Source organism: Dactylosporangium sp. NPDC005572 (genome assembly GCF_040605515.1).
Lineage (GTDB): Bacteria > Actinomycetota > Actinomycetes > Mycobacteriales > Micromonosporaceae > Dactylosporangium.
In genome coordinates this window covers 18325-41322 of record NZ_JBEXCY010000011.1, presented here as the reverse complement: position 1 = coordinate 41322, position 22998 = coordinate 18325, and the positions used below count along the sequence as shown (strand labels likewise).

The following is a 22998-nucleotide window of genomic DNA, read 5'->3' as shown; positions in this document are numbered from 1 at the left end:
GTCCCTTTGGCTCGCCGCATCGACTACTACGACGACCCGGCCGCCCCGGCGGTCAACAGCGTTGTCCCGTCCGCGAACGTCGTCGTCGTGAACTCCTCCGGTGAGGTGCTGCTGATCCGGCGGACGGACAACGACAACTGGGCGCTGCCCGGCGGGGCGATGGACCCGGGCGAGTCGATGACCGACTGCGCGGTGCGGGAAACCCTTGAGGAGACCGGGATCCAGGTCGAGGTGACCGGCCTGGTCGGCATCTTCACCGACCCCAAGCACGTCATCCTCTACACCTCGAACGGCGAGGCCCGCCAGGAGTTCTCCATCGTGTACATCGCCCGGCCTGTTGGCGGTGTGCCGACGCCGAGCTCCGAGTCGCGCGAGGTGCACTGGGTGCCGCCCACCGACATCCCAGGGTTGCAGATGGACCGCTCGATGCGCCTGCGCATCACCCACTACCTCACCGGCGGCGAGGCGCTGCACCTTGGATAGCGACGCGATCAACGCCTTCGGCAGCGTCTTCTCCGCCCTCGGCACCGTGGGCGCCTTTCTCGTCGGGTTCGTCCTCCTGCGCCGGGAGCAGAACCGCGAGGCGGAACGCGCCGAGGACATGCGCCGCGGGCAGGCAGCCCGGATCAGCGCCTGGGTCGAGATGCACCGCAAGCCCGACGGCTCCCGGGAACTGGCGTTCCACATCCACAACGCCAGCGACATGCCGATCTACGAGGTCGAACTTCCCATGCCGGAGGGCGGCGACGCCGAGTTCGTCGGCCTGGTCCCACCGGGCCAGACGATCCGCCGCCCAGCGCCGGCGTCGTGGCTGCGCTCGTACGTCGACCCGGAACCCGTCGAGATCGAGTTCCTGGACAGCGCCGGACGCCGGTGGACACGCAACGAGCAGGGCCGACTGACGTCAGCGACCGTCGAGAGCGGCCCGCACGCGCTGAACTGAGCCCTCCAGCAGCGGCCGTGCCTCGGTAAGCGACCGGGTGACGAGGTGGCCGTCGCCGTAGCGCTGGAACGCCTCCTCTAACCGCTGGTCGAGCTTGGTCCTTTGGCCTGTCGGGCTGGTCGTCATGTCGCAGAACGTCAGCGCGTCGAGGACGAAGTCGGCCGGGCTAGGGAACTCACTCGCCAGGTCGCCCGCGAGGTCGCGGTTGCGGGCTTCGATCAGCGCGCATGAGTGGTTGGCGACCAGCCGGATCAGCCGCTCATCGGCCTGCTCGACATCACGCAGGTAGCGGGCACCGTCAAGTGGGTGAAAGCCGGCCTTGTTCAGGTCCGGCGCGTAGCCAATGTCATGCAGCCACGCGGCACAGATCAGCAGTTCAGCATCGTCCCCGACGACGTGGGCGATGTCCTCAGCGGTGTGCCCGACGCCCTGGACGTGCGCCCACCGAACCGGCAGCGGCTCGGCGAGCAGACGACTGGCGAGTTCACGAGCCCACGGCACATGTTCCACATGTCCGAGACTAAGGCCCGTCGATCACCGAGGCTTCACAAAGCGACCCTTGCCCTGCACCGACACCGTCACGTCCTGAAGGGCGGCGAGCGCCTGCCGAGCCGTCCCTCTGGCGACCCCATATAGCGCCACCAGCCCAGACTCACTCGGCAACTTCGCCCCCGCCGCGAGTTCCCCCGACTCGATCTGCGCCCGCAACTCAGCGGCGATGCGTTGATACTGCGGCTGTGCGGGCTCGCTGTGTCGACCCGGTGCGTTGACCAGCCGCCCTCGACCAGGCTGGGTGGTGATCAGCCCTTCCTCGGCGAGCTGGGCAAGCGCTCGACGCATGGTGTTCCGCGCGACGCCGTACTCGGCGACGAAAGCGGCCTCCGACGGCAGCACGTCTCCCGGCTGGAATTCACCACCGACGAGCCGGGCGCGCAGCGCCTCCGCGATGCCCTTGTAGGCACCCCAAGCCGTCGACCGCATGACGCCCTCTCTGCCGTGTCGATCGCTTGTCAGTCTCCCAGGGTGACGCCTCTTCCGGTCGCCTCGGTCAGCAGCCCAGCAAGCTGACCCGCGACGTCTGGTGCCATGGGACCGATCTCGACACGCGCGGAACCCGCCTGGTCCACCGTGGTCCGCAGGTCTGGGAACGCCCGCCCGACGTCGAAGCCAGCTTCCTCCAACGCAACCGCCAACGCATCCGCCGCCCGTTGCGCCGCCTCATGCCCTGCCATGCCGTCTCGCTTCCGTCCACCCGACATCGCACCTGGGCGGGCCGGGTGGCCAAGGCGTGCCGTTCCTCGTCGGCCTTCCCGGTACGCCCTCACCCAGAAACCGCATCCGAGGGACGTCTAGGGACTTCTTGACTAGAATCGTCTGCACTCGATGGCTAGCAGGAGGTCACCATGCGACATCCGCTCACCCGCGCACTCGCCAGCGCTGGCCTCAACGCCCTCGACGTCGCCACCCACCTCCAGGTCGACCCCAAGACCGTCGACCGCTGGTTCAACGGCCGCATCCCATACCCGCGCTACCGCAACGAGTTGTCCCGGATGACAGGCTGGTCAGTCGCCGAACTCTGGCCAGACACCGTCCCTAGAGAACCGCAGACCAGCACGAACGAAGTCCGGATGACCTACGCCAACCGCAGCCTCGTCCCGCTCGACACCTGGCGCTCCGTCTTCCGCCGGGCGACCGAGGCGATCGACATCGTCGCGTACAGCGCGTTGTTCCTGCTGGAAGACCCAGTCATCCTCCGCACCCTCGCCACGAAGGCCAAGGCCGGCGTCCCGATCCGGATCGCCCTGGGCGACGTCAACAGCCAGTACGTAGCGGCCAGAGGCGCCGAGGAGCAGATTGGCGACCTGATGGCCGCCCGCATCCGCAACGCTCTCGTCCTCATCAAGCCGCTCCAACGCCTCCCACACGTGGAAGTCCGCCTTCACGACACCGTCCTCTACGACTCGATCTACCGAGCCGACAACGATGCCCTGGTCAACCTCCACATCCACGGCGTCCCAGCTGCCCATGCCCCAGTCATGCACCTTCGGCATGAGGAGCCGGATGGCTTGACCGACAGCTACATGACCGCCATCGAGCGCGTCTGGTCTGTTGCTACCTTCTACGCCGCCTAGGCCTCTCAGCCCGTCGCGCCTGCCGCAGCTGCCGCTCACCCAAGCGGACCGCGTGGTTCGACCAAACCCGCCGAAACTCGTGCATGTGTTCACTCCCGTGAAGCTTCTCCGGGTCTAGCCCTCGCTCAACTTCTTCCATGTACGCCTCGAAGTACTCGGCGAATGAGGCAACCTCCCTGTTGGTCACCGCCGTAGCGTAGCCAGCTGCCAGATCCTCCAGAACGTGCTCACGAAGCCGTGAACTCACGATGTGCAGAGTCAGGTAGTAGGTCGCCTGCATCGCAACCGTGTACCTGATGGCCCAAGTGATGCAATCACCGCAAGCGGAGCTAGTCTCAAGATCGAGTGCATGATTCGCTTCAGGTTGGACGCCTGCTTGCGTAGTTACAGCGGACGGATTCGGATCTGTCAGCATGGTGAGTTAGCTCCCAGGATCTTGCTGGCCCAATCGTTCTGCTCCGAGGGTGTGAGCGTCTCGGAGTGCAGGCCAGAACCCAACCGCGTTGGTCCGGACGTCCTGGGACGGCCGGTACGTCCAGCGATGGTTGAACTTCGATGCCGACCAACTGGACTGGTCTGGTTGAACTGTTGCATCGGTAGGGTGTTGACCTCTGGGATCGCAGGCCCTGCCGTCGCGGTCGTCATCGAGGTGACACCTCTTATGTTGATCTAGGTGGTCAACTAGACTCAATTGCCGCCCTGCTTACCGCAAGGGAGACCGGGCGCATTGGCTGACTTCCACGCATTTCGGTGATATCGCCAGGGAGCAAATGTGGCGCAGCGGCAGGCAGTTCGTATTATTTGGTGGACTGACGTACTGTCAATTGCTCCCACCCTGGAGTCCGAAATGGGCGAGCTGTTGGTGGAGTTGTCGGAAGCCGCGCACAAAGACAGCGAGGCTGACCACGGATCAAATGGAGATTCTACTCCTTGGTTCATCCAAAATATTGAAGTGAGCGGGCATGCCGGAATTGGCGAAACTGCCGTAAATATTCCTGTTCTTCCCAAGCGGGGCGTCCTGATAGTTTCTGCGCGCAATGGCGTGGGAAAAACCAGTATTGCCGATGCGGTACGTCACGTCATGAGCAACGGGGCGCGTCGCGGATATGAGATTGCCGAAACCAACCTACATTTTCCGTCCAGGCGCATTGTGGTCACCATCTCGAACGGCAAGGACGTGGTGGATCTCGCTTGTAGTGGGGATGGACGAGTCGAATGGCGCCAAGTCGGCGTAGTCAATTCGACGGTCAACGAGAAATGGAATAAGGCATATCAGCTATACAGGCCAGTGCTATTGTATCCTGAAATCTCCCCATTTATCGAAAGGCCTGAGGACCTCCATGATTTCTTGAAAGGCGGACTTCCGCTCGACGTACTGGAGGAGCTGCAAAAAAGGGTTGACGACGTCCGTGCGCAAGGCCGAGATGCGAAGCGGGAAATTGAGGCGGCGTACTCTACAGCCCTTGCGGCGGCCGCTGCGGTTCAAGACTCAACACTATACGAATGTATCGAGACAGCCCGCGCGATACCGGAGCCTGAGGCCATTGCAACTGTTCGGGCGCTCAGCGAGCGGCCCAGTGAGTTGGCGACTAGAGCGGTGCCTATCCCGCCCAAGTGGGAAATTGATCTAGAGATCGTAGAGCAATGCTGCAGTTTGATGGGTCGCCTTCGGGTGGCGCAAGCTAAAATTCCTGATACGGCAGAGTCGCTCCATAGTGCGTTATCCCACCTTCTTTCAAAAAAGCACCCCGAGGGCATCTGTCCAATCTGTGGATCCGAAGGTGTTGAGTGGAGCGACACTGCTAGAGCGAGGCTGAACGCGCTGGACTCGGATCTTGCAGAATACCGCAAAATCAAACTATTGGTAGCGTCTAGCATGAGTAAGGTCCTAGACGTTGTTCCAACGCGCCTATCGCCTGACTTCGAGCGTGCATTCGAGAAAGCCGATCAAAGTGGTCAACTGCTCAAAGCGTGGGAGCATCTTGCTCGATCCCGGTCGAATCTAACTGTCGGCCAGGTGACCGAAGCAGAATTGCGTTCTTGGGTGAGCGAAGCGACAGCTCTAGCGGATGGCCTCGAACCCTATAGGCGGAAAGTGCAGGAAAGCCGTGACCAGTCCGTAGTTCGGCGATCTGAAGCTACTAAGAAGATTGAATCGTGGCTAGATGCCGTGGATCGGAGGGCCGGCGCCGTTAAGCGTGGTGAGACGGCAGATCGGCTAGATAAGCAGGTAGTCAAGTGGACGAAAACGACTCGCGATGAATTGTTTCGCCCAATCGCCGAAAGCGTTCAAGACATCTGGAGTCGCCTAAGCATCGATACCGATCTGGCGGTAACTGACGTGGCTCTTGCGGGCGGAACCCGTAGAGCTGGCAAGGTAAGTATCGGTCTATCAATGGGAGGAATATCGATACCGTCGACTGATCGGCCCACAAATATTCTCAGCACTGGTCAGCGAAATTCCCTGACACTTGCCACGTACTTTCCTCGCGCGATGCAACCCGATAGCCCGTTTGGCTTTCTTGTTCTGGATGATCCGGTTCACAGTTTCGACTTCGGCAGGGTCCAGTACCTGGCGTCATTACTTGCGGATCTCTCGGACGGTCGGCAAATAATTGTCTTCACGCACGATGATCGCCTTTGGCACGAGTTAAGAGCGCTCGGTATATGGGCGGAGCATATCCGGCTTGACCGTGTCTTAGGCGAGGATTCCGTTGTTCGAGTATCGGACGCGACGGCCCCGGGTCTTCGGCATCTCGATGATCTGTTAGAGACTATTAACTCACCTACAGCACGTGACCTTGCAACCAAGGAGGCGCTTTCCTCGCTCGTTCTTGCAATGTGCAGGCAGGCACTGGATGCCGAAGTTTGGACTCAGGTCGAAATTTTGGCACGACGCGCACGTGTGGACCAGCGGACGGTGGATCAACGCCGAGAGCATGCGGGCGATAGCAGGGGTCAGCTAAACCTGCTTAATAGTTATGCTGATCAGCTCGGCATTAGCCCGGTGGACTTGACGGGCTTCGAGAGAACGATCAACGCGTTAAATTCCGGTGCGCATGGGAATGCGGAGAAGTCGAACAACTGGCAAAGGAGAGAATGGATTAAGCAAACGAGGGAACTCATCGCCATGGTCCGCAAAATGAGCGAGCAGTTCTAGTGGTGGGCAGGAAATGGCCGGCGACGCCTATTAATGAAATCGAACAAGCGTGCCTTGGATGGCCGGGGGCCGCCGTAACGCGCGCCCATCTCGGTCTGTTGCTGCTACGAATTAGAATCGAGCGGGTAGCCGCAGGCATTCCCGGCACAGTGTTAAAGGACGGGGTTGGCGGCGGAAACGTAGCCAGGCGGTTGATGATCTGGGTAGGCGAACCGGGCCTTGACGCGAAAGCGCAGGATGAACGATATGGTGTTGTGCGCCGTTCCATTGCAGCCTACAAGCTACTCTCAGATATCTCGCATGGTCGAATGCGCGATCCTTTTCTCCCCGCAGCCAGTCTCGACAATCTTCAGGCGATCGTCCGCGACCTAGAAGACGCGCTAAATCGTGAGAGTGGCAAGTAGTCGAAACTTCTCAAACGTGTCAAATCGGACAAACTTTAGGCATTGCTTGCCGTTGGCGTCGGGCGCGCATACCGTCGATGTCGAGTGTGTTTGTCTACGTACAAAGAGGTGGCGCAGCGGTAAGATACCGACTGCGCCACCACAACAGTTGTCCACGCTCACCAGGGCTCTTCCGGCAAGTCGAACCTGGTGGCACGAACGGCCCGTTAGCCCGGGCCTACATGCAAGATCGCAACCGACGCGCGTGGCGCGCCGGGCGCCTCTTGCATGTACGCAACCACCGTACAGCAGTCTACGAGTCGTCCGCCAGAAGGCGCACGGACGTCTCGGGTCAGTTGCGATGGGGCCGGGCCATACGGGTCAGACCTGAGGGGGTCCTCGTATGGAAGTACCGCAGCGTGACCAGCAAGAGATCCTGAACGCTCTGACGCTCCTGTCGACTGCGTTCCCCGAGGCTCGTCCGATTCTGGCTGAGCTGGCTAGGCGGGCGAACGGCGGCCACACCTGGAGCGGGCAGAAGCTTCTCGCCCGCTCGGTCGTCAAGCAGAGGAAGGCGTGCGCGCACTTCTCTGCGGAAGCAGAGCTTCATGAAGAGACGCCGTGTGACCGGTGCAAGGAGCCGTTCGTGTCGTGGTCTCAGTAAGGAGCTGATCTCGCGCCTTGCCGCTTCCCCCGGCGAGGCACGTACCGCGCGGTCGTAGTTCGTTGCTGTCCACGACGCCTGCGCTAGTTTCAGCTCGGTGGACAGTTCAAGTAGGACAGCGTTAGCTCCACACCATGGCGTAACCGCATCCGCGCCTGCAAGAGCGGCGCGGAGGAGATCGCCATCAGAGGCGGGGTCACCGACATCGGTGGCCCCGCCTCTTGCCATCTCGGGCAGCGGCTTGACCTAGGCTTAAAGGTCGTCGGGGCAACGAACGGTCCTTTGGTCGTCGGCGTTATGTCGACTCGGTCGAAGAAGGTCCGGTTGAGCGCCTGGCGTGCCTTAGCGTCGCTTGGTGGTGCAGCTCCTGCGGATCGCTCAGCAGATCGAGAAGGTCTCGCATCTGCTCCTGCGCGTCGGCGGTGTCGGGAACCTCGTCAAGCTGCCGGGCGAGCCGGCCCGGCTCGTCGCGAATGCCGTGGAGCCGCAAGGCGATCTTGTCCTGTGGCCAGTCGGGCCGCCAAACAGATCGAGGAACCGGTCCTCTCGTGCGCAGAACTTGGCGAGTTGCGCCTTGACCGGCTGCTGGATCGCCACGCCAGTTGGCATCGAGTGACCGAGGATGGCACCAACCACATGTAGCTGGCCCCCGCGATAAGGTGCCCTGGTCAAATTACGGCGGACACGTCCGCTACTTCGACGGCTTCCTGGTCGTCGGTTTGACCGATTGTGATGGAGACGGACTTAACGAAATTTCTTGGCTCGGGCTCAAACCCGAGGTCGGCGGCCCGGAACTCTCCACCACCGGAGGCCGGGCTGGCAGATTCTCATCTTTAGTCTCCGTCCATAGTGCAATGCCCATAGAGACCGGTATAGCAACGACTCCAGCGCAGGCGCCGATGATACCCCACATCAGCATCTTCTTGTTCAGCTTGGTATTTTCCGCAGCGGGCGTCGGATCCTGATCGACCGCTGCGTTTGCGGCATTGGCCATACTGCTCGCTCGTTCAAGCGGGTCTTCGACGCCGTCCAGCAGTGAACTGATGCTGTAGTCGTTGACCAGTCCCTGCGGGACCACGGTCGGGCGGCCTGCCGCCTCTAGGTCGAGAAGATGCCTGTACGGAACCCAGATGTCAGGCTTATCGGGTACAGGGACGAGTTCCGTGCCGGTAAGTCCCGGCATTGTCCGTTCGATTGACCTGATCTGGGACCTGACTGCTGTCAGCAATCCGCGCCGGCCTCCGGCTGATCCGGACACGAGAATCGTAACGATTGCGTCCTCGCGGTCGGCTTTCACAAGGGCCCGATTGAAGTCCATTGCGAGCACGACGCCGTTTCGCCAAACCGTGCCCATGCTAATCGCATCATTCATTCGGACAATGAGTCGGCACATGATGTTGGATGGCAAGACGTCGTACTTGATGTTGAAGGCTAGTGAGTTGCTCCAGTCGCCGGTGTCGGGTTCTTCCTTAGTGAGAAGATCCGGGACAAGGAACATTCCCTCCGCTTCGTAGCAGAGTTCGAATCGCCGCATCATATCGACAATGAATAGTCGCCGATCCGCGGGATATTCTCGGGAATCCAAGATCTTGTCTATGTCATTCCAGCGCAGTAGGCCCTTTCGTTGGGCTGCCAGATGCGAGTTCAGGATCCGGTAAACTCCTCCAGTCACCCAACTTGGATTAAGGATGTGTGTGTCCGCAAGGCGTGGGTCGTCGCGGAAGCATAGTACGGTCCCCAGGTCATGAAGGAATCCGACCAGCGCCTCCTGCGGTCCACGTGACAGGATTCCTTGTTCACGACACAATTGTTCGTAGTCTTCAATTGAAATGTAGTCGCTTTCCATCTCCTCCAGCTGTTCCTTTACCTCAAAGAAGGCGCTAGGCAGGAGGTCTCGCACGTGCGGAAGATCGCGAACTGTATCGGTGAGGAGCCGGCGAAGTTCATTTATGCCGGTCGCACGCATGCATGAAGTCGTGACGATGCCGACGATGTCGGGATACTTATTTTTGAGACCGCGTTGATCAATATCGAGGATTGCTTGGTCGCCCTTATTCGCAACGATAATGATCGGCGATCCGCCCGAGAATGTTTGTATCAGCTTGAGCCAATACTCAACGCGATTCTGCTCTTCACCCTGTCGAACGTCTATAACCAGAAGATATATAGACCTGCGCGTAAGGAAGAACTGATGGGTGGCGTGCATAATCTCCTGCCCGCCAAAGTCCCACGTATTAAGAGTTGTCTCAGTGTCATCGACCATCAGCTTCCAACGTGTGATGTCGATGCCTTCTGTCTTGCTCTCGTGCGGGTCGAAGTCGTCACGTACAAGACGACGAATGAGTGAACTCTTACCAACAGAGCCTTCGCCGACAACCAGCAGCTTCGCCTCGTTCAGTGGTCGTGTATTGGTTGCAACGCGAGCGAGGTAGTCGACGATCGATGGGGCTTCATGAGGCTTCTCGAGAATCTCTGGAGGGACGGGTAGATCATTCTGCCTAAGATCCAAATACCGGAGTGCCGACAAGCGGTCGAGGCCTTGCGGGGCAACCGTAATTCCGTTATCCCGCAGATCCAGATACTGGATTTTCGCTAGTTGCAGAAGTGCGCCGGGGAATCCAACCCTGTTGCCGGCAATGAACAGGCCAACAAGATTGTGGAGCATTGGTAGGGACGGCGGCAATTGATAGAGCGCGTGGTTGCCGAGGTAGAGGTACTCAAGCTGTCTCAGTTTGGAGAAGAGCCAGTTGGGCAGAGTTGTAAGGGGTTTATATTTGTTCTCAGTTTGGCCTGGCGGTCGTCGTAGCGCGCATGCGCCGGCTATCTGAACGACAGAACTTGGCAGACCGGCCTGCCCGGTTCTACTCAAATCGAGAACTCGGAGCGTCCTGGCGGTACGTAGTGCCTCTGGTACGGAGCGAAATGGATTTCCGTTAAGATAGAGGTGCGTTAGCCACGTAAGCTTGTGAAACTCCGGAGGTAAGTCCTCGATCTGATTGTCTCCTAGATCAAGGAAGCGCAGGTTCGGAAGCTCGCATATTTGAAGTGGCATATACAGGATGTTGTTACCCGAGAGGACAAGTGCTTCGAGCTGCCGCAGCTCGACGATCCTGTCTGGCAACTGGACGATACCTGTTCCCGCTAGGCCAAGCTGTTGTAGGTTGTGTAATCCAAGGATGGCGTTGGGAAATCCCTTAAGTGGATTGGCGGCTAGATCGAGTACTTGGATCGACTTTAGGTTTCCGAACCATGGTGGTAGAACACGCAAACCTGTGCCCGCCAAAAAGACGGACCTGAGATGCCTCAGGTCCTGGATCTCCGGCGGAATTTCTCGAAGCGATATGCCTTCGAGGTTCAGTTCGCCAGTGCCTTCGGCTTGTGCGATTCGCTGGGCGATGAGTGTCAGGTCTGCATCCACAGCTCGGTGGGGTCCGGCCATGTCCTACCTCGAAGATTCTTCAGATCTGTTGGTGGGGGTGCTGCTCCAAGGGCTACTAAGGCGCCAACCTTACATGCGGGAGCAACTGCAAGTTGTTCGACAGGCCGCGGGAATCTTCGGGGGTTGCTGATGCGTCAGGGCAGTTTGATCTAGACCCATCGGATCTTCATGATCGCCCTGGCCGCTTTTGGTCGAGCTTGCCTGGCGGTGGGCCTGGACGGCTCTGCAATGTCGGACTGTCGTTGTGTGCGACGAGTCAACGCTTGGTTGTTCGCGGAATTGTCTACGTATTTGGTGTAGGATAACGATGATTGAACGATGATAATAGGGAATGTCCATATTCATGGCACTTCATCACGCTGATGATTTTTCTATTCGGGTTCAAGTAAGCGAGCGTTACCTCCACCACTGAGCGGCCCCTGCTTCGCGGCGGGGGCCGCTTGCCGTTGGTGGTTCCGGATTCCTCGCGCAGGCTTCGCCTGCTCCCCAGTGGGGGGCTTCGCCCACCCACACCCCCCGACCGTGGGTCGCGCTACGGCGGGTTCAAGTACGCAGTCGTCAGGTCCACCACAGGCGCCCCCTGCTCAGCGCGGGGGGCGCTTCGCTTTGTGGTTCCGGATGCTCCGCGCGGCCTTCGGCCGCTCCCGGTGGGGGCTTCGCCCACCCACACCCCCGGACACCCCGGCGTCGTCTACGGCAGGTTCAAGTGCGCGACGATCATCTGGCGACCTTCCCGCCGTCGCCGCTGCCCTCGTGGGTGGCTCGGCGTTGTCCAGTACGCCGTGGTTGCCGGATTGCGACCGAGGTCAGGTGAACGCCTGCCTGGCCCGGTTGGACAGATCGCTGGCGCCGACCAGGTTGCCATGCTCATCGTCGGCCCCAGGGCCGACGCAACTCTGCACATGGATCGCTGCCGCGGTGGGCGCCCCGGCGGGGCAGGCGTTCCCGGTCAGTTGGTCGCGGCGAGGATGGTGTGGCTGTCGCGGAGCAGCGCGAGGTCGAGGACGACCTGTCTGCTGGACCAGCCGTTGAGCGCGGCGCTGTGCCGGAACCGATGCTGCAGTTCAGCGGCGACGAGATCACGCATCGGCCGGGCCGCCGGCCCGATCGCGGCGAGGTGGGTGGTGATCTCCGAGCGGTGTCTCGGCCTGGCGGCCCAGAGCCGCGTGAGGGCGGGGAACGGGGTCTCGGCGTCGCCCGCGACCCGCCACAGGGCCTGGGCCGCGGCGACGTGGATGTCGTCGTTGTCGGCGTCGATGAGGGCGCGCAGCGGTGCCTCGAGGGCGGCCCCGGCCGGGCCGAGCCGGCCCGCCGCGTCGGCGGCGACCGTGGTGGCGTCCCACGGTTCGTCGAGGTGGCGGGCGAGCAACTCGACCGCCTGCCTCGCCTCGCCCGTGATCTGCCACAACGCGACGGCCGCGACGGCCTCGACGACGCCGTCGTCGCGGTCGAGCATGGCCCGCAGCGCCGGGACGGCCGCCGCCGCGTCCGGGCCGATGCGGCCGAGGGTGATGGCGGTCATCAAGTCGATCGGTCCGGCGAGCAGCTCGGGCACGGCCTCGGCGGCGGACGGGCCGAGCGCCGCGGCGACCTGGGTCAGGACCCGGCGGTGTCCGGCTGCGGCACTGTCCGTCGACTCGATGCAGCGGCGGCGGACGGTGAGCAGGAGGTCGGGCGCCGTCGTGGCGTACCGGGCCGCGAGCGGGGCGGCATTGCACGGCGGGACGTCGCGGTCGACGATCGCACGCACGGCGGGCAGTGCCCGATCGTCTTGGAGCGCGGCCAGCGCCCACACGGTCGGGCCGACGGTGGGTTCCCACTCCGGCCAGGTGACGACCCAGGGCGGAGGCCCGTCCCCGTACTGGGACTCCGGCGCGGCCGACATGACGGCGGCGACCAGTGCGTCGGCGGCGGGTGCGGCCAGCGCGTCGAGATGCTCCAGGACGATTGCGGCCCGGCCGGCCAGGCGACCGTCGGCGAGCTGTGCTCCGACGAGCGCGACGAGGTCGGTGTAGTCGCCACGCCAGTACCCCATGAGGCCCAGGGCCGGGCGCAGCGCGGCGGATCGCGCCGCCGGCGCGCCGGCCGACAGCAGGCCCGTGAGCAGCGCGACGCGGTCCTCGATCCGTTCGTCCAGGACCAGGCTGAGGTCTTCGACGAGCGCGTCCCGGCTTCCGGCCGCCGACCGCGGCCCGTCGAGGCGCGCAGGCGACACCGCATCGACCAGGTCCCACTGGCGGGACACGTTCAGGGTCGGCAGTGCCTCCGGCGGTACCGCCTGCAGGTCCGCCCGGAGCAGCTCGGCCACGGCCGGGATCAGGTCACCGGTGAGCGCTTCCGGGGCCGTGTCGATGAGATCGGCGACCGCGGTGAGCCTGCTCCCCACGTCCGCGGCGGCCAGGCCGGGCGCGGCGAGCCAGCCGGCGAACCAGGCGCCGACCGCGGCCGGGTCGACGCCGGAGACCAGACCCGCGGCGGCGAGCCGGCCCAGGCCCGCGACCGCCGCGACGAGCGCGCCGCGGACGTCGGTGTCCGGCTCGACGGCGAGCCGGGCGCGCAGCGCCGCCAGGACCACGCTCACGTCGCCGCGCCGGACGAGCAGCGTGGCCGGCACGGCACGGCGCGCGTCCGGGTCGGCGTCGTCGAGCAGACGCAGCAACAGCGGCGCGGCGTCGGCGACCGCCACCCGAGCGGCGACGAAGTCCGGGCCCGGGTCCTCGCGCCGGGTCGCGCCCCCGATGCCGGCCAGCAGCCGCAGCACGCCGGCCCGGTCCGGCACCCGGGAGTCACCCGCGAGCGCGAGCAGGAACGGGATCGCGGCGACGGTGCTGTCGAACACGTCACCACGGAGGTACACCGTCCCGCGCAGCACGTTCAGCGCGCCCGCACGTGCCTGCGGCTCCGGCCCGATCAGCTGGCGAAGAAGGTCCGGCACATCGTCGGCGGCGCCCCAGGCGTGGCCGAGGGCTCCCCAGTCGACCCCGTCCAGATCGTCCAGCTCCTTGATCACGGCGGCAGTGTGCCAAACCGGCGCAACGCCACAGCGTCGCCTGAAGATGCAGACGGCTACCGCGGGTCCTCTTCGTGCTGGTTTGCTGCCCGCGCGACGACTTCCAGCCATTCGAGCTCTTTGTCGGTCAACTCACCGCGCCCGCACTCGGCAATCATCGCCCGGGGAGCTGGTGTCAACAGCCATCGGCAGAACGTTTTGGCGTAGCTGTCGTCAGGGTTGCTCACGACGCTCGGGACCATGTCGTCGAGTTGCCAGCAGGCGCCGGGCGTGCCGACCGTCTCCCAGTACGTCAGGTATGGGCTGATGTCGAGCCCGATCGCGGCGGTGGCCTCCAGGACCCGGCTGGCGGTGTGACCACGGGTCGGCCGATGGCCCAGGACGTCGGCGAACCAGGCCCGGCAGAACGATTCGACGGCGGCGCGTTCCCGTTCGGTCAGGTCCGGCCAGCGGATGTTCAGGCCGCTGGTGATACTGAAATCCCTGATGCCTTCCAGAGGGTCGCTCGGCATGGCGCGGAGTATCGCCGGCATGAAGTGTGTCGTCAGGTCCCAGTCGTCTGACTCGTTCCACCAGTAGCGGTCGATTAACTGATCGTCCAGGTCGCGGGGAGCGGTCCGGCAGAATGCCTCGTACTCGGCCTGGTTGATGCAGTGTCCGACGCACATCTTCGGGTTGGCCGGCTTCGGCCGATGTCCGAACGCGTCGAACAACTCCTCGAAGGCGGTGCTGAGGTCGACTGACCAGCCGGTGGATGGTCCGGGCGGGTGCGGCACCCGGACACAGTACGGCTCCACCCACCCACGCCCCGAACGTAGCCGCGTTACCCGGCGCCCTGGTGGGTAGGACTACACCCGCTATGTCCCGACGGTCGTGCCTTCGGGCGACGTGGGCCTGGCCGGCCACAGTAAGGGGGTACGAACGTGCAGGAGGATCGTTTGCATCGCGAGTTGGCCGCTGCCGTGGCCGAGCTGCGGACCGCGTTCATCGAGCGGGACCGGGACAAGGTCGCAGCGCTTGTCACGGACAACCATGTCTCGATCATGTCCTATGCGCGCTTCGACGGGCGCGCACAGCTGCTCGACCACTTGGACGACTACGCCTTCCGCAGCTACCTGACGGACGACCTGACCACGACGCCACTCGGCCCCGAGGAAGCGCTCATCAGCTTCCGCAGCACGCTCGATGGCACCTACGCAGACAAGCCCGTGCCCCGCGACGTGCTCGTCGGCGAGGTCTGGCTGCGCCAGGACGGGAACTGGCGCGAGGCGACCTATCAGGAGACTCCGCTCTAGGCACCTCGCGGCCCCGAGACCCTTCGGCGAGGCTCGCGGCGCGGCGCCGACCCGGCGAATGCGGCCGGTCAACCGAGTCGGGACACCTGGTAGTGGTTGATGAGCCAGACGTCGCCGATCCGGCGCACGATCACGCAGAGGTACACCTTCACCATCGGTCGGTCGACGAAGGTGAAGTCGACGTTGAGGTAGCCGAGGACCAGATCATCGCCGAGGCGGCGGGTCTCGCGGATGTCGTACGCGGCGGTCATGCCGATGGGCTGCGATTCGTAGTAATCGGCTACGCCCTGCGGGCCGATGCTGTACGGATGCAAGCCTTGGAAGATCGCGTCGTCGGTGAAACATGACGCGACGCGCTTCGGCTCGTGAGCGTCGACGGCGGACTTCCACTGATCGAGAGCGGCTCGAAGGATCTCAACCTCGGTGCTGGTCATGGCGGTCCCCATTGCTGAGGTGGATCGACGGGCGCGGGTTCACCGCGTAGTTCCCAATGCCGGTGGTGTGAACCCGGCTGGGCAGACCCGTGTACCGGGTTACCGGGACGGCTGGCCCGGGTCATTCGGGTGTGGTGACAACGGCGTGACCGTGTCGTGCCGCCAGGCCCGCAATGGCATCGACGCAAGGACCGTTTCCAGCTGGTCCGCGTCGTCCGCGCTGAAGAGACCCCATGTACGCCACTCGCCCGGCGCCAGCGGTGGCCGCCACAGCCGCAGGAGACTTCCGGACGCCGCCAGCTCGGCCGCCCGCGCCGCCTCAAGCTTGCGCATGTCGGCGACCTCGTCGTCCGACGTGCCACCCGGCACGGTGGTCACCATGTCAACCAGGAACTCCATTGGTCGATCATCCAAGGCTGCCGCGACGGTGCTGATACGGATTCGGGCCGCGGGACATGCTTCGGGAGGGTGAAGTTCCGGCGAGTGAAGCATGCACTGCGGCGCTTTCGGCAGGCCAAGGGATTCGTCTCCGCCGTTGGCGCGGTACCAGCACTGCCTCAGGCGATCGAAGAACCGGCGACGGGCCCGCTCGCTAGGACAGGTCGGGGACGTCTCCGTCGAGCAGATCCTTGAGCGGGGCGGAGCCGTACTCGACGTAGCGGTTGCCGTCGAGGCGGAACTGGATGACGGTGTCGTCGGGCTCGACGCGCCAGAAGAGGGGGATGCCGGCTTCCGCGTACTCGACCGGCTTGAGCCAGCGGTCCATGCGTTCGGAGCCTTTGGAGACGATCTCTATCGCCAGCGCGACCTTGTCCGGGGGGAGCCAGACGATCTCATCAGCGATTGGTTCGGTCGTGACGACCAGGTCCGGGATGCGGCCGTTCAGGTCGTCGGCCGCGGTTCGGACGCCGGGTGCGACGTTGACCTGGTCCGGGTATCCGTGGGTCAGGAACCAGGTGAAGAGCAGGCCGCTGATCTTCTGGTGGCGCCACGTGCCCGGCGGCATGATGAGGAGGTTCCCCTCGCTGAGTTCGAAGCGGTGATCCGGGTCTGCCGCCGCGATACGCGTCACGTCGTCGAGCGTGAGTGGCCGGTTGGGCACTTCCGCCGTAACAACCGTCATGGTCAGCCACCTCCTGCTCTCCTCGTGCGTCATTCTACCGGCGACACCTCGTTCGCAAGCCGTCTCGCGGGGCGGTGGCCGGTTGAGCCCTCAGACCGTGGTGGGGTCCATCGGTGGCAGGGCTTGCAGGCGGGCGGCGTCCCGGCCCGGCGGTGCGCCGAACAGGCGGCGGTACTCCCGGCTGAACTGGCTGGGGCTGTCGTAGCCGACCGCGTGGCCCACCGCCGCGATGTCGTGGGAGTCCACGATCAGGCGGGTGCGCGCCTCCTGGAGGCGGATCTGCTTCTGGAACTGCAGCGGGCTCATCGCGGTGACCGCGCGGAAGTGGCGGTGGAACGAGGTGACGCTCATCCCCGCGGTCCTGGCCAGTTCGTCGATGCGCAGCGGCTCGGCGTAGCCGGTGCGGATGCGCCGGATGGCCCGAGCGACCTGGGACAGGTGACTGTCGGCGACGCCGATCTGGCGGATGGTGCCGCCCTGCGGACCGTTGACCAGGCGCCAGAGGATCTCCCGCTCGATGGGCTTGGCGAGCACGGGGATGTCCTCCGGGCGGTCGAGCAGGCGGAGCAGCCGTACGACGGGGTCCAGCAGGTCGTCCGTGGCGTCGCTGACCGCGATGCCGGACGCGTCGGCGCGGGCGGCGATCGGGGCGTCCAGCAGGAGGGCGGCGATCGCGGCCGGGTCCAGGGTCAGGCCCATGCCGAGGAACGGCCGGTCCGGGCCGGCCCGCAGGACGTGGCCGGTGACCGGGAGGTCGAGGGAGATCACCACGTACTGTCCCGGGCCGTAGTCGAACGTCTGCCCGGCGAGCATCGTGCGCTTCACGCCCTCGGCGACGATGGCGAAGGACGGCTGCGCCACCGCGCTCAGGGGCTCGGTCGGGACGCGCGACTCCATGACCACCACACCGGGCAGCCGGGTCTGCCGGTAGCCGCCGGCGGCGTGCCGGGAGAGGAGGGTCCGGAGTTCGTCGAGATGGTTCATGTCAGCCCGATAGTTCCATCATTGGCAGGATCAGGCAAGAGAAAGGAAGCCTTCGCCTACCGACCCTGCCGGCGGCGGGCTGTACTGGAGACGACGCCGAAAGAGCAGCACAGAAGGGCCAACGGAGCATGTCTCTGGATTCATACGTCAGCCTCGGCCGGTCGGGCCTGCGGGTCAGCCCATTGACGCTGGGCACCATGACCTTCGGGGAGGATCACGGCTGGGGTGCATCGGTCGAGGAGTCCGAGGTGATCCTCGCCGAATATCTGGACCGCGGCGGCAACTGCATCGACACCGCGAACATCTACACCAACGGGCACTCGGAGAAGATCATCGGCGACTGGTTCGCCGCCCGGCCCGAGCTGCGCGATCGGGTGGTCATCGGTACCAAGTTCTTCGCCAACCTGTTCGAGGGCGACCCGAACGGCGGCGGCGCCGGTCGGAAGTCGATCGTGGCCGCCCTGGAGAACTCGCTGCGCCGGCTGCGGACGGACTACATCGACATCTACTGGCTGCACAACTGGGACCGCACGGCGCCGATCGAGGAGACGCTGCGGACCCTCGACGACCTCGTCACGGCCGGGAAGATCCGTTACGTCGGCTTCTCCGACCTGCCGGCCTGGAAGGCCGCCGAGGCGCAGGTGACGGCGCGGCTGCGCGGGTGGGCGCCGGCGATCGGGCTGCAGGTCGAGTACTCCCTGCTGGAGCGCACCAGCGAGGGCGAGTTGATGCCGATGGCGCAGGAGCACGGCCTCGGCGTCATGCCGTGGAGCCCGCTGAAGAGCGGCTTCCTGTCGGGGAAGTACTCGCGCCGCCGCCCCGGCTCGATCGACACCTTGCGCGGCGGGCTGGTCGGCGGGCCGAGCGAGAAGGACTACGACGTCATTGACGTGCTGGAGCACGTTGCGCAGGAGGCTGGTGTCACTCCCGCGGCCGCGGCGCTCGCCTGGGTGCGCCAGCAGCCGGGGGTGACCTCGACGCTGATCGGTGCGCGGCGGGTGGACCAGTTCCGGGCCAACCTCGCCTCGCTGGACGTGCACCTCACCGACGCGCAGCTGGCCACGCTGAACGAGGTGTCGGAGCCGGCGCTCAACTTCCCGGCGGAGAACAACCGGCTGCTGGCGCCGTCGCTCGCCTTCGCCGGCGCGACGGTCGACGGCGTCCGTACCTCTGTGCTGCCTCTGCTGACAGCCAACTCCGCCCGGTACTGACGGATGGTTGCCCGCCTCACCGGGCTGCCCATGGCTCGATGCGGCGGTACAACTGATCGAGGTGCCAGAATGTGTGCGACCAAAGGGAGGCGCCACATGGCCGCACCGGAACCTGCCCGCGTCGACCAGCCGCCGCACGTGCTGGTGGAGTGGTCCGAGTACCTCGCCGTCGTCCGCGGCTCGATCTCCGACCGATATGCGCGGTTCTACGCGCCGCTGGCGATCGGCTCCGTCACGCTCGCGTTCCTGCCGCTGTTCAAGGATGTCGTGGTCGTCAGCGGGACGGGGACGATGTCCGCGAAGTACGGCTCGGTGTTCGACATGGCGGGCCGCTCCGGCGGCGGGCCCGCCGTGATCGGGCTGCTGCTCCTCGCCGGGCTGGTCGCGGCCTTGACGGTCGCCGTCTTCCGGGTCCCGTCGGCCGTGTTGCCGGGGGTGATCGCCGGTCTCGCCGCACTCATCGTGCTCATGCTGCTGACGAAGCCGGGCACCGGCGACCCGACCCCCGACCTCACCGACAGCGGTTTGGCCGGACTCGTACTGGCGGTCTGCACCACACTGCTCGGCCTTACGCACGCCGTCCACCTGAGCTGGTTCAACCGACGCCTCGGGAATGGTCAGGGCGGATGAGTGGCGGATGAGCTCGGCAGCGGGCTGGACACTCTCGGACGTGTGGATCCTGCGGTCGATCGGCGGGGTGGACCGGGTTGGTGGGTCGCCGTTGCGCGGGGTGATCGCCGCCGCCGACTACCTCAACCATGCGATTCCGCAGGAGGACGAGTTCGTCGCGGCGCTCGGCCGGCTGGCCGCGGCCGGGCTGGTCGAGTTCGACGTCACCGCCGACCGCTACTGGCTCACCGCGGCGGGCCAGTCGTCGGCGGCGCAGCGTGGGACGTTCACCGCCGGACTGGCCGCATTGCCCGACCCGCCGTCGGCGAGCCCGCCGCCGGCACTGCCCGCCGGGGTTTTCTCGTCCGCGGTGACCAGGTATCTGCAAGGCTCGTCATGAACCGCGGCAGGGTCGTGCTAAGGGCGCTCCGTGAGCAGCAGCCCGGCCGGTGGTTGGTCGGCGGGGTGGTCGAAGTCCGGCGGGGTTGCGAAATCGGCGCCTCGCAGGTCGACGGTCCCGCCCGTGAAACGCGCGTCGGTGAAGCTGACCGTGGCCAGGAATCGGGCGCGCTCCAGGCGCAGTACCCCGCCGGTGAACTGTGCGCCGGCGAAACTGACCCGGCGGCCCGTGAAGATCGCCTCGTCGAGGTCCCCGCCGTCGAAGACCGCGCCGGTGAAGTCGAAGTTGTGGTCCCGCCAGCTCGCACGCGCCGACGGGCGAAGGTGGTCGCCGATGACTCTGATGATCGACAGGCGGACCTCGCGTTCGCCCGCCTTCCACCCGTCGGCTTCCCGGTCGGGTTCGTAGGGCAGACGCAGGTACGCGCACAGCACGTCGACGCAGGCGTGGAGCTGGTCGGGCCAGTCGTCGGCGAGGCCGGCCATCGCATAGACGCCGGCCAGGCGCACCGCGGCAGCCTCATGGCCGAGTTGTGCGCTGGCGGCGACGAACCGTTCGTTGAACAGCTTCCTGTTCTCGCGTACCTCGGCCCGCTCGTGCAGTCGCTGGCGACGGTAAGCAACGACAAGGGCGACGACGCCGCCGATGCCACCGGTGACGACCAACGCGATGCGGGTCAGGTCGAGCAGGTCACCGGCGGTCAGCGGCACGCGGTTCGCCACGGATGGACGGCCGAGACCGAACCACAGCAACAGCCCGGCGATCGCCGCGACGGCCACACTGATCACGATGACCGCGGCGAGCGCGGCCCAGAACGGCCACAACCCGGTTTCGCCGCGTCGACCAGATCGATTCACACCCATAGTGTCTCGTCTACCGCCCTCCGGCGGCAGCATGGTCGTGTGGTTCCGGTATTCCCGGGTAGGCTCCGCCTGATCCCCGATCAGGGCGGTGGGCAGTCGGTCAGCCGAGATCGGGCGCTGCGCCTTCGAGCAGGGCTTCCAATGGCATAGACCCGTACTCGGCGTAGCGGGTGCCGTCGAGGCGGAACTGTACGACGATGTCGTCGGGCTCGACGCGCCAGAAGAGCGGGATGCCGGCCTCGGCGTATTCGACCGGCTTCAGCCAGCGGTCCATCCGTTCTGATCCCTTGGAGACGATCTCCACAGCGAGCGCGACCGATGCCGGGTCGAGCCAGACCGTCTCGTCCGGCACGGGGCCTTTGGTGACCACGAGGTCCGGGATCCGGCCGTTGAGGTCGTCGGCCGCGGTCCGCACGCCGGGCGCGACATTTACGCGACCTCGATAGCCATGGCTGAGCAGCCACGCGCTCATCAGCAGGCCGATCTCTTGGTGGCGCCACGTGCCTGGCGGCATGACGACGAGGTTCCCTTCGCTCAGCTCGAAGCGGTGGTTGCTGTCGGCTTCGGCGAGGCGGGTGACGTCGTCCAGGGTCAGTGGCCGGTCGGGCAGGTTCGATGCGACGGTCATGTCGTGCCTACCCTTCTACTGTCTCGATCGCCTCATGGTACCGGCCACCAGGTCATCGCCGGCCTGTTGAGACCTGGTCCGGCGGGTGAGCACGAGTCCCTCGATCGGTCAGCCTGGGAGGTCCTCCGGGCGCTTTGCGGCGAGCTTGCCCCGCAGCAGGCCGGTCGACTGGCCGACCTCGATGAGGTACCCGTCGGGGTCGCGCAGGTAGCAGCGGATCTCGGCCTCCCGGTCGATCGGGGGTGTCACGAACTCCGCGCCCCTGGCCTTCCAGTCCTCGTAGCAGGCATGGATGTCGGCGACCCGCAGGTTCATGAAGATCGAGGTGGTGTCGCCGGGCTGGTAGTTGACCACCGAAATGCCTGGTTTGTCGGGTGTAGGTGGGCCGCCGGGGTTCATGATGATCCATGAGTTGGACAGCCGGACAATGCATGGATTCTCAGCCAGGACGACGGTGCCGCCCAGCACCCGCGAGTAGAAGTCGCGGGACCGCGCTATCTCGCGCACGGTGATGAACAACGTCACCAGGATGCCCTCGGTGGGTGCCGGGAGGTTGGCGAAGTCGATGCGAGGCCCAGATTCTGTCACGAGATTGCTCCACTCCGGCGGCGTCTGGAGGAGGCCGGTGCATCGCGCGCCGGTCCTGGTCAGGCCCATACCACTCCGCGCGACCGCCAAACGGACATCACCCCGCAGGACTCCCCGAAGGGCCGCGACCGATCAGGGGGCGTTCGTGCTCGCGGAGGACGACGGTGGATCGCCACGATCCATGGAGGACGTGGGCGAGGCCGGCGCGCCCGGCGTTCGCCAATGCCGCCGTCAGCTCGGCCCGGCCCTCGGTGATCTCGTCGAGTTCGGCGTGCATCGCCAGGTTCGGGCCGGTGCTGTTGATCCAAAGCGGGATCGCCGCGCCGCGCCGGAGCGCGGCGGCCAGCTCGTCGCGCAGCGGCCCGGGCTCCGCGGTCGCGATCGCGTCGTGGAGCCGTTCCTGGGCACCCGGCTGCGTGGGGGCCTCCGCGGCGAGTTCGGCGCAGCGGGCGCACGCCGACTCGTCTTCCGCCGCGAACAGGCTGCGGACCACGGTCACCCGCGCCGTCGGGATGCCGCAGAGCGTGGTGTCTCCGCCGACCGCGTGCTCTGTGGCGTCCCGGTGGGTCGAGCGGTCGGGTGTGCGGCCGGCGGCGAACCGGGCCGGCTCGCGGGCGGCCGCAAAGGACCAGCCGGTGAGTCCGGGTGCGGCCCCACGGCGTCGCGGCCGGCGGACGACCACCGGACGCGAACCCTTGGGCATGATCGCGACGAACCGCCATGAGGTGGTGACCACCTCCGCCATGCCGAACGGACCCTCGGTCTGCAGGGCCGCCCGAGCCTCCTGGGCGCCCTCGATCGCGTCGTGCAGCCTGGCCGACGACCGGATGCGATCGGCGGACGCGCCGCGAATCCACGGGTGGACCGGCGCGCCTCGCTTGAGGGCTTCGATCAGCTCGTCGCGCGCCGGCCCGGCGTCCGCGGTGACGATCCTGCTGTACAGCAGCTCCTGCGGCGACGCTCGGGGCGGTGTCGCAGCGGCGCGCTCCACGCAGCGCGCGCACGCCGACCGGGCGTGGGGAGCGAAGAAGCCGGATGCCCGGGCCACCCGGCGCAGGGGAATACCGCACAGCGTCGCCTTGCCGGACACCGCGTGCGTCACCTCGCCCGAGGGACTCGACGTGACGCAGTT

The 22998-nt window shown here is 65.3% G+C and carries 22 protein-coding genes; 9 read left to right on the top strand and 13 right to left on the bottom strand.

What is annotated here, in order from left to right:
* The first annotated feature begins 6 nt into the window (after positions 1-6).
* Together ABZS66_RS08540 and ABZS66_RS08535 are read left to right on the top strand one after the other, a co-directional pair.
* On the top strand, positions 7-483 hold the full coding sequence (locus ABZS66_RS08540) for an NUDIX domain-containing protein (protein WP_354756443.1): 477 nt from the start codon (positions 7-9) through the stop codon (positions 481-483).
* Positions 476-943, top strand: a complete 468-nt coding sequence (locus ABZS66_RS08535; protein ID WP_354756441.1) for a hypothetical protein — start codon at positions 476-478, stop codon at positions 941-943. The genes ABZS66_RS08540 and ABZS66_RS08535 overlap by 8 nt, the downstream gene beginning before the upstream one ends.
* Here ABZS66_RS08535 and ABZS66_RS08530 read toward each other — a convergent pair.
* Both ABZS66_RS08530 and ABZS66_RS08525 read right to left on the bottom strand, forming a co-directional pair.
* Positions 905-1453, bottom strand: coding sequence for an HD domain-containing protein (locus ABZS66_RS08530; RefSeq protein WP_354756439.1), 549 nt, complete (start codon positions 1451-1453; stop codon positions 905-907). The two genes, ABZS66_RS08535 and ABZS66_RS08530, sit on opposite strands and share 39 nt — an antisense overlap.
* Before the next feature lie 24 nt (positions 1454-1477).
* The gene (locus tag ABZS66_RS08525; RefSeq protein ID WP_354756438.1) at positions 1478-1924 is read right to left on the bottom strand and encodes a GntR family transcriptional regulator; all 447 of its coding nucleotides are present in this window, start codon (positions 1922-1924) and stop codon (positions 1478-1480) included.
* 422 nt (positions 1925-2346) lie between these two features.
* Here ABZS66_RS08525 and ABZS66_RS08520 point away from each other — a divergent pair, with 422 nt between their 5' ends.
* The 3 genes from ABZS66_RS08520 (at position 2347) to ABZS66_RS08510 (ending at position 7898) form a co-directional block, all read left to right on the top strand.
* The gene (locus tag ABZS66_RS08520; RefSeq protein WP_354756436.1) at positions 2347-3075 is read left to right on the top strand and encodes an XRE family transcriptional regulator; all 729 of its coding nucleotides are present in this window, start codon (positions 2347-2349) and stop codon (positions 3073-3075) included.
* An 847-nt stretch (positions 3076-3922) separates the two neighbouring features.
* Positions 3923-6235 carry a hypothetical protein gene (locus tag ABZS66_RS08515; protein ID WP_354756434.1) on the top strand — a complete coding sequence of 771 codons (2313 nt, stop codon included), beginning with the start codon at positions 3923-3925 and terminating at the stop codon, positions 6233-6235.
* Between the two features lie 1402 nt (positions 6236-7637).
* Complete coding sequence (locus ABZS66_RS08510) at positions 7638-7898, top strand: hypothetical protein (protein WP_354756433.1); 261 nt, start codon at positions 7638-7640, stop codon at positions 7896-7898.
* 75 nt (positions 7899-7973) lie between these two features.
* On the opposite strand, the gene ABZS66_RS08505 is transcribed toward ABZS66_RS08510, so the two are convergent.
* From ABZS66_RS08505 to ABZS66_RS08495, 3 genes are all read right to left on the bottom strand, one after another.
* Positions 7974-10700 carry a COR domain-containing protein gene (locus tag ABZS66_RS08505; protein ID WP_354756431.1) on the bottom strand — a complete coding sequence of 909 codons (2727 nt, stop codon included), beginning with the start codon at positions 10698-10700 and terminating at the stop codon, positions 7974-7976.
* 970 nt (positions 10701-11670) lie between these two features.
* A complete protein-coding gene (locus tag ABZS66_RS08500) occupies positions 11671-13731 on the bottom strand; it encodes a hypothetical protein (protein WP_354756429.1) in 2061 nt (686 codons plus the stop codon).
* 56 nt (positions 13732-13787) lie between these two features.
* Positions 13788-14507 (bottom strand): hypothetical protein, encoded by a 720-nt coding sequence (locus ABZS66_RS08495; protein ID WP_354756427.1) that lies wholly within the window; start codon positions 14505-14507, stop codon positions 13788-13790.
* A gap of 147 nt (positions 14508-14654) precedes the next feature.
* Between ABZS66_RS08495 and ABZS66_RS08490 the strand changes: the two genes are divergently transcribed.
* The gene (locus ABZS66_RS08490; protein ID WP_354756425.1) at positions 14655-15026 is read left to right on the top strand and encodes a nuclear transport factor 2 family protein; all 372 of its coding nucleotides are present in this window, start codon (positions 14655-14657) and stop codon (positions 15024-15026) included.
* Positions 15027-15094: 68 nt separating this feature from the next.
* Here ABZS66_RS08490 and ABZS66_RS08485 read toward each other — a convergent pair whose 3' ends face one another.
* The 4 genes from ABZS66_RS08485 to ABZS66_RS08470 all read right to left on the bottom strand — a co-directional run bounded on the left by ABZS66_RS08485 (position 15095) and on the right by ABZS66_RS08470 (position 17567).
* Positions 15095-15460, bottom strand: a complete 366-nt coding sequence (locus ABZS66_RS08485) for a hypothetical protein (RefSeq protein WP_354756424.1) — start codon at positions 15458-15460, stop codon at positions 15095-15097.
* A gap of 99 nt (positions 15461-15559) precedes the next feature.
* The gene (locus ABZS66_RS08480) at positions 15560-15859 is read right to left on the bottom strand and encodes a muconolactone Delta-isomerase family protein (RefSeq protein ID WP_354756423.1); all 300 of its coding nucleotides are present in this window, start codon (positions 15857-15859) and stop codon (positions 15560-15562) included.
* Between the two features lie 193 nt (positions 15860-16052).
* Positions 16053-16583: a Uma2 family endonuclease gene (locus tag ABZS66_RS08475; RefSeq protein ID WP_354756422.1), complete on the bottom strand. Its 531-nt coding sequence runs from the start codon at positions 16581-16583 to the stop codon at positions 16053-16055.
* A gap of 90 nt (positions 16584-16673) precedes the next feature.
* Positions 16674-17567, bottom strand: coding sequence for an AraC family transcriptional regulator (locus ABZS66_RS08470; protein WP_354756420.1), 894 nt, complete (start codon positions 17565-17567; stop codon positions 16674-16676).
* A 128-nt stretch (positions 17568-17695) separates the two neighbouring features.
* Here ABZS66_RS08470 and ABZS66_RS08465 point away from each other — a divergent pair, with 128 nt between their 5' ends.
* The 3 genes from ABZS66_RS08465 (at position 17696) to ABZS66_RS08455 (ending at position 19787) form a co-directional block, all read left to right on the top strand.
* Positions 17696-18778: an aldo/keto reductase gene (locus ABZS66_RS08465; RefSeq protein WP_354756418.1), complete on the top strand. Its 1083-nt coding sequence runs from the start codon at positions 17696-17698 to the stop codon at positions 18776-18778.
* A 96-nt stretch (positions 18779-18874) separates the two neighbouring features.
* Positions 18875-19408, top strand: a complete 534-nt coding sequence (locus ABZS66_RS08460) for a hypothetical protein (RefSeq protein WP_354756417.1) — start codon at positions 18875-18877, stop codon at positions 19406-19408.
* 7 nt (positions 19409-19415) lie between these two features.
* Complete coding sequence (locus ABZS66_RS08455; RefSeq protein WP_354756416.1) at positions 19416-19787, top strand: hypothetical protein; 372 nt, start codon at positions 19416-19418, stop codon at positions 19785-19787.
* Between the two features lie 17 nt (positions 19788-19804).
* Here the strand turns inward: ABZS66_RS08455 and ABZS66_RS08450 are convergent, their stop codons facing one another.
* The 4 genes from ABZS66_RS08450 to ABZS66_RS08435 form a co-directional block, all read right to left on the bottom strand.
* Positions 19805-20644 (bottom strand): pentapeptide repeat-containing protein, encoded by an 840-nt coding sequence (locus ABZS66_RS08450; RefSeq protein WP_354756414.1) that lies wholly within the window; start codon positions 20642-20644, stop codon positions 19805-19807.
* A gap of 106 nt (positions 20645-20750) precedes the next feature.
* Positions 20751-21278, bottom strand: coding sequence for a Uma2 family endonuclease (locus tag ABZS66_RS08445; protein ID WP_354756413.1), 528 nt, complete (start codon positions 21276-21278; stop codon positions 20751-20753).
* Between the two features lie 108 nt (positions 21279-21386).
* Positions 21387-21866 carry a VOC family protein gene (locus tag ABZS66_RS08440; RefSeq protein ID WP_354756411.1) on the bottom strand — a complete coding sequence of 160 codons (480 nt, stop codon included), beginning with the start codon at positions 21864-21866 and terminating at the stop codon, positions 21387-21389.
* A 97-nt stretch (positions 21867-21963) separates the two neighbouring features.
* Positions 21964-22956, bottom strand: a complete 993-nt coding sequence (locus ABZS66_RS08435; RefSeq protein WP_354756410.1) for a hypothetical protein — start codon at positions 22954-22956, stop codon at positions 21964-21966.
* Positions 22957-22998: the final 42 nt, after the last annotated feature.